The sequence below is a fragment of the Geodermatophilus chilensis genome (assembly GCF_002802985.1).
Taxonomy (GTDB): Bacteria; Actinomycetota; Actinomycetes; order Mycobacteriales; family Geodermatophilaceae; genus Geodermatophilus; species Geodermatophilus chilensis.
This window is the reverse complement of record NZ_NVPT01000234.1, coordinates 1-6,408: the sequence shown is the minus strand read 5'-3', so window position 1 is coordinate 6,408 and position 6,408 is coordinate 1. Positions and strand designations below refer to the sequence as shown.

At 77.0% G+C, this 6,408-nt stretch carries 5 protein-coding genes; 4 read left to right on the top strand and 1 reads right to left on the bottom strand.

Features of this window, described 5'->3' with window-relative positions:
- Nucleotides 1-261 precede the first annotated feature (261 nt).
- From CNO22_RS24970 to CNO22_RS24955, 4 genes are all read left to right on the top strand, one after another.
- The gene (locus tag CNO22_RS24970) at nucleotides 262-429 is read left to right on the top strand and encodes a DUF3117 domain-containing protein (protein WP_012947303.1); all 168 of its coding nucleotides are present in this window, start codon (nucleotides 262-264) and stop codon (nucleotides 427-429) included.
- Nucleotides 430-518: 89 nt separating this feature from the next.
- Nucleotides 519-2,030, top strand: coding sequence for a leucyl aminopeptidase family protein (locus CNO22_RS24965; RefSeq protein ID WP_100501951.1), 1,512 nt, complete (start codon nucleotides 519-521; stop codon nucleotides 2,028-2,030).
- Nucleotides 2,030-3,460 carry a hypothetical protein gene (locus tag CNO22_RS24960; RefSeq protein WP_100501950.1) on the top strand — a complete coding sequence of 477 codons (1,431 nt, stop codon included), beginning with the start codon at nucleotides 2,030-2,032 and terminating at the stop codon, nucleotides 3,458-3,460. Before CNO22_RS24965 ends, CNO22_RS24960 begins: the two co-directional genes overlap by 1 nt.
- Before the next feature lie 118 nt (nucleotides 3,461-3,578).
- Complete coding sequence (locus CNO22_RS24955) at nucleotides 3,579-4,604, top strand: methyltransferase domain-containing protein (protein WP_100501949.1); 1,026 nt, start codon at nucleotides 3,579-3,581, stop codon at nucleotides 4,602-4,604.
- A 72-nt stretch (nucleotides 4,605-4,676) separates the two neighbouring features.
- Here the strand turns inward: CNO22_RS24955 and CNO22_RS24950 are convergent, their stop codons facing one another.
- Nucleotides 4,677-6,179 carry a phytoene desaturase family protein gene (locus CNO22_RS24950; RefSeq protein WP_100501948.1) on the bottom strand — a complete coding sequence of 501 codons (1,503 nt, stop codon included), beginning with the start codon at nucleotides 6,177-6,179 and terminating at the stop codon, nucleotides 4,677-4,679.
- Nucleotides 6,180-6,408: the final 229 nt, after the last annotated feature.

Below are 6,408 nucleotides of genomic sequence, written 5' to 3'. Positions count from 1 at the left end.
AAGATGTGATGATGATCAAGAGCGAGGGCTTATAGTGTCAAGTTTGGATTTGGTGTGTAGAAGTTGTTTTCATGCGGAAGACAGCATACGAGTGTTAGTACGGTCTCGTGGGGTCGGAGATGTGGATGAGAGACAGCCTCTGAACGGGGGCTCGGCTTGGACCTGCGGCGGGGATACGGGATCATGGGCGGTGGAGCTCACAGCATCGACGACGCCGCGCCGTAGCCCACGGGCCACGCACGGCCGACGAAGGAGGCACGCATGGCGGCCATGAAGCCGCGCACGGGTGAAGGTCCCCTCGAGGTCACCAAGGAGGGGCGCGGCCTGGTCATGCGCGTACCGCTCGAAGGCGGCGGTCGCCTGGTCGTCGAGCTGTCGCCCGACGAGGCGGCGGCCCTCTCCGAGGCCTTGAAGGGCGCGACCAGCTGAACACCGCAGCGCAGCTGCCCCCGGGCAGCCCCGCGCAGGACGACACGGCCCCGGTCGCCGGCACTCAGCCGGCGACCGGGGCCGCGCCGTTGCCGCGGGTCGAGGTCCGCACCGATCTCCCGGCGCTCGGTGAGGACGACGTCCTCGCCGTGCCGGTCGGCACCGGCACCGCGCTCCCCGGGTGGCTGACCGGCTCGGACGCACCGGTCGACGCCGTCCTGCTGGCCGGCGCGCTGGCCGACACCGGGAACACCGGCCGGCCGGGCAACGTCACCAACCTGCCGGTGCCCGGCCGCCGTCCGCGCAGCGTGGTCGCCGTCGGGGTCGGCGACGCGACGCTGCCGGACCTGCGCGGCTACGTGGCCACCGCCGTCCGCCGCGCGCAGACCCTCGCCGAGCACGGCGCGCGGCGGCTGGTGCTGCCGCTGGACGACGCGGCCGCCCCCGCCGGCGCCGAGGACGTCCGCGCCGCCGTCGAGGCCGCGCTGCTCGCCGGCTACCGCTTCCGCGAGACGTCCACGCCGCACCCGCCGAGGTTGGAGACCGTCACGGTCGTCGCCGCCGACGGTGCCGACCCCGCGGTGACCGCCGCGGCGCGCGCCGGGCAGGTCACCGGGCAGGCGGTCGCCTGGGCCCGCGACCTGGTCAACACACCCAGCAACACCAAGGACCCGGCCTGGCTGGCCGCCGAGGCGAGGGAGCGGCTCGCCGGCCTCGACCACGTCACCGTGCACGTGCTCGATCCCGACGACCTGCGGGCCGGCGGCTTCGGCGGCGTGCTCGCCGTCGGCGGCGGCTCGGCCAGCCCGCCGCGGGTGATCGTGGCGTCCTACCGGCCGCCGGGTGCGGCCCCCGGACACCCCGTACTGGTCGGCAAGGGCATCACCTTCGACACCGGCGGCATCTCCATCAAGCCCAACGCCGGCATGCGGGAGATGAAGACCGACATGGCCGGGGGCGCCGCCGTCCTCGCCGCGGTCGACGCCGCCGCCCGCCTCGGGCTGCCGGTCGCCGTCACCGCCGTCGTCCCGGCCGCAGAGAACGCCGTGTCCGGGTCGTCGTACCGCCCGGCCGACGTCGTGCGGCACGTCGGCGGCCGGACGACGGAGGTGCTCAACACCGACGCCGAGGGCCGGATGGTGCTCGCCGACGGGCTGGCGTGGGCGCGCCTGGAGCTGGGCGCCACCGTGCTGGTCGACGTCGCCACGCTGACCGGGGCGATGAAGGTCGCGCTCGGCACCCGCACCGCGGGGCTGTACGCGACCACCGACGGGCTGGCCGACGCGCTGCGCACCGCTGCCGGGCACGCCGGCGAGCCGGTGTGGCGCATGCCGCTGGCCGAGGAGCACGCCGACCTGCTGGAGAGCGCCGTGGCCGACGCGAACAACGCGCCGGGCAACCCGGGCGGCACCACCGCCGCACTGTTCCTGCGGCCCTTCGCCGGCGACCTGCCGTGGGCGCACCTCGACGTCGCGGGGCCGGCGCGCGCCGGGTCCGACGACGGCGAGGTGGTCAAGGGCGGCACCGGCTTCGGCGCCCGCATCCTGCTGCGCTGGCTGGAGGCCGGCGCCCCCGTGGATGCCCCCGTGGTGGTCGACTGATGGCCGACGAGGGCGTCGTCTTCCCGGCCGGACCGGACGGGCGGCGCAGCACCGCGGCGCTCGGCCGGGCCGTCGTCGCCGACGCGCTGCGCCCGGTCGACCCGGCCGGTGCCGGCGCGGCCGAGCGGGAGACCAACTGGCGGGCCGGGTACCTGCCGCACTTCCGCCGGCTCGTGGAGGCCGGGCTGGTCTCCCGCGAGGCGGCGCTGACGATCGCCGACGCGGGCCTGACCTCACTGCACCGGCGGATGCGGGTGGCCGGCCCGGACGGCGCGGAGACCGACCTGGGCGACCTCGTCACCGCCCCCGCCGGCCGGGCCCTCGCCACGGCGGAGGTCACCGGCACCGCGGAGCCCGACCGGGAGCTGTCCCTGCCCTTCCGCGGCGAGCGGCTGCGCGGCGACGCGCTGCTGCGCCGGCTCGACACCTGGGTCGAGGGCGGCATCGTGGAGCCCTCGGCCGCCGAGGCAGTGCGCACCGTCGCCGCCCACCCCGAGTGGCTGGCCCTGCCGGGGAGCACCGTCGTCGTGCTCGGCGCCGGTGCCGAGATGGGACCGCTGACCGCGCTGCTGCGCTGGGGCGCGCGGGTGGCCGGGGTCGACCTGCCCCGCCCGGCGCTGTGGGAGCGGGTGCTCGACACCGCCCGCCGCGGCGCCGGCACGCTGCTGTACCCCGACGGCGGCGCCAACCTGATCACCGAGGTGCCCGCCGTCGTCGACTGGGTGGCCGGTCTCCCGGGGCGCCCGGTGCTCGGCGACTACGTCTACGCCGACGGCGCCACCAACGTGCGGGTGTCGACGGCGGTCGACGCGCTCACCGTCCGGCTGGCCGCGGCCCGCGACGACGTCGCGCTGGCCTTCCTCGCCACGCCGACCGACGTCTTCGCCGTCCCGCCGGACGCGGTGGCGCAGTCGGTGCGCGCCTACACCGGGCGCTCACGGACGGCGAAGCTGCTCGGCCGGCCGCTGCGGACGCTGTCGGCCGGGCGGCTGCTGCAGCGGGCGTACCTGCCGGGCAGCGACCCCGGCGTCTCGGACAGCCTCGTCGCCCAGCAGGGGCCGAACTACGCGCTGGCCAAGCGGCTGCAGCGGTGGCGGGCGACGGTGGCCCGGGCCGCCGGGACGACGGTGTCGATGAACGTCGCCCCGCCGACCCGCACCCGCTCGGTGCTGAAGAACCGCGCCCTCGCGGCGGCCTACGCGGGCGCGCACCGCTTCGGGGTCGAGGTGTTCGAGCCGGCGACGTCCAACGTGCTCATGGCCGCGCTGCTGGTGCACGACCTGCACACCGGCGGCGGGCCGGCGCACGAGCACCCGTGGCAGGACGAGGCGTACGCCGCGGTGCACGGCGGGCTCTGGCGGACGGCCTACGCCCCGCGCAGCGCGCTCGGCCTGGCCGCGCTGCTCGGCTACGGCGCCGCCCGCAGCTGACCCGTCCGGCTCCGTGTCGCCTTTCGCGCGCGAAAGGCGACAGGAAGCCGGCGGGAGGGCTGGCACTTCCTCGGCCGGCTCCGCCAGAGTGGCCTCCGCCGACCCCTGAGGAGCGCACGTGTCGCGGCTGTCCACCGCACGCATCCTGCTCACGGTCCTGCGGGCGGGGAACGCCCGCGCCCGGCTGCGGGCGACGCGTGACGGGCAGGCCGCAGTCCGGTTGAACACCGGCGCGGCCGCGGTCCGCACCGGTGTGCTGGACGCCCTGGCCGGTGGTCCGGCCGCGACGTCCGAGCTGGCCCGGCGGCTGGGCACGCCGGAGGAGGACCTGCTGGCGGCCTTCCTGCGAGTCCTCGAGTCGGTAGGGCTGGTGCGTGCGGAGGACGGCGGGCGGTGGTCGTTGACCGCCGGTGGGCGGGCCGTGGCGGATGACGACCTGGTGCGGGCGTCCCACGAGGCGTTCGCCGGGTTCCACACCGGCCTGTACCGGGAGCTGGAGCCGCTGCTGGCCGGCGGCCCACGACGGCGGGACGTCGTCGAGCACGGTGGGGTCATCGCCCGGGTCTCCACGGCCTTCGAGCCGTTCGTCGACGACGTCCTCCGGGAGACGGTGGCCGCGGTCGCCCCGCGGCGGGTGCTCGACGTCGGCTGCGGCGCGGGGCTCCAGCTGGCGACCATGCTCGCGACCGCTCCCCGGGCGGAGGGCGTGGGAGTCGACGCCGACGCCGACGCCGCCGACCTGGCCCGGCGCACCCTGGCCGACCGCGGTCTGGCGGGGCGGTCGCAGGTCCTCCGCGGCGACGTCCGGGACCTGGTCGGCGGTGCAGAGGCGCCGTTCGACCTCGTGCTGCTCGCCAACGTCGTGTACTACGTGCCGGTCGGGGAGCGGGTCGCCCTGCTGCGCTCTCTCGCCGAGCTGATCGCCCCCGGCGGCACCCTGCTGGTCGTGACCACCGTGGCGACGCCGCAGCTGACCAGCCGCCACTTCGATCTGCTGCTCCGGGCGCAGGAGGGGGCGACGGAGCTGCCGCACACCGACGTCCTCGTCGGGCAGCTGGTCCAGGCGGGGCTCGAACCAGCCGCGCCCCGGCGCATCGCACCCGGCATGCCGCTCGTCGCCGTGGCCGTCGTCCGCCCCGGGTGAGCGGCGGCCGACCGGGATCGCCTTTCGCGCGCGAAAGGCGATCCCGAAGGGGGTGCGGACCGCCCGGGTCGGTCAGGCCGAGCCGACCAGCCCCGCGACGATCTCCGCCGACAGGGCGACCAGCGGGAGGCCGCCGCCGGGGTGCGACGAGCCGCCGACGAGGAACAGCCCCGGCACGGGCGAGGCGTTGCCCGGGCGCAGGAAGGCCGCGCGGGCGCCGTTGCTCGACGTCCCGTAGATCGAGCCGCCGACGCTGCGGGTGTCGCGCTCGAGGTCGGCCGGCGTCCGGACGACGCACCAGCGCACCCGGTCGCGGACGTCGAGTCCGCGGCGGGCCAGCACCTCCAGCACCCGCGCGGCGTACCGGTCGGCCAGCCCCGGAGCGTCCCAGTCGACGCCGCCGGCCGGGTCGTGCCGCGGCGCGTTGACCAGCACGAACCAGGACTCGCTGTCGTCGTCGGGGCGGGTCGCCGGGTCGTCCGGCGCGCTCACGTACACGGTGGGGTCGGCGACCGGCTGCGGCGCGCCGCGGTGCCGGCCGACGCCGAACACCGCGTCGAACTCGGCGTCGTAGTCGCCGGGGAACAGGACGGTGTGGTGCGCCAGCCCCGCCGTCCGCCCGCGCAGCGCCAGCAGCAGCACGAACCCCGAGAGGGACGGCGTGCTGCGGGCCAGGTCGCGGCGCACCCGCCGGGTCGGGCGGGCGGCGGGCAGCAGGTCGGCGTACAGCGCCGCCGCGTCCGCACCGGAGACCACGACGTCGGCCGGCAGCACCTCACCGCCGGCCAGGCGCACCCCGGCCGCGCGGCCGCCCTCCACCAGCACCCGCTCGACGGCGGTCCCGGTGCGGACGACGGCGCCCCGCTCGACCACCCGCGCCGCCACCGCCTCGGCCAGCCGGCGCAGCGCGCCGCGCACGTACCAGGAGCCGAACCGCTGCTCGACGTACGGCACGGTCGCCAGCACGGCCGGGGCGCGCCGCGGGTCCGAGCCCGAGTAGGTGGCGTAGCGGTCGAGCAGCGTGCCCAGCCGCGGGTCGCGCAGGTACGCCGTCCCCAGGCCGCGCAACGTGCGCCACGGTGCCACCGTCGCGACGTCGGCGCGGCTGCGCGCCAGCCGGGCGAGCGTGGCCGCACCGGCCAACGGGGAGCGCAGGAACGGCTGCTCGGTGACCCGCCACATGTCCGCGGCCCGCGTCATCAGCGCCGCCCACTGGGCACCGGCACCGCCACCCAGCGCGGCGTCCAGCGCGCCGGGGACCGCCGCGGCGTCGCCGGGCACGGACAGCCGGGTCCCGTCGGCGAAGCGGTAGGCGACGGCCGGGTCCAGGCGCATCAGGTCCACGGCCTCCTCGAGCGGGCCGCCGGTGGCCGCGAACAGGTCGCGGTAGAGCTGGGGGAGGGTCACCAGGCTCGGCCCGGTGTCGAAGCCGTGGCCGTCGCGGGCGTACCAGCCGAGCTTCCCGCCGACCTGCGGGGCCTGCTCGAGCACCGTCACCGCGTGGCCGAGGGCGGCCAGCCGGGCCGCGGCCGCCAGGCCGCCGAGACCGGCGCCCACCACCGCCACCCGCGCCACGCCGCCACGGTACGGCGGCCGCGGCGCCGACCCCGGGCGCAACCCTCGTTACCTCGGTCGGGGGACGGCCGTTTGGCGTGCGAGCGGGCCGGGGTAGGCGGTGGTCCCGGTCAGCACCACCCCCTACCCCGGCCCGCCCGCAAGCCAAACGGCCGCACCCCACCCCGATCCCTTATACAAACCTACCATCCTCCCAACACCCACACCTATTATTTGACACAGCACTGTC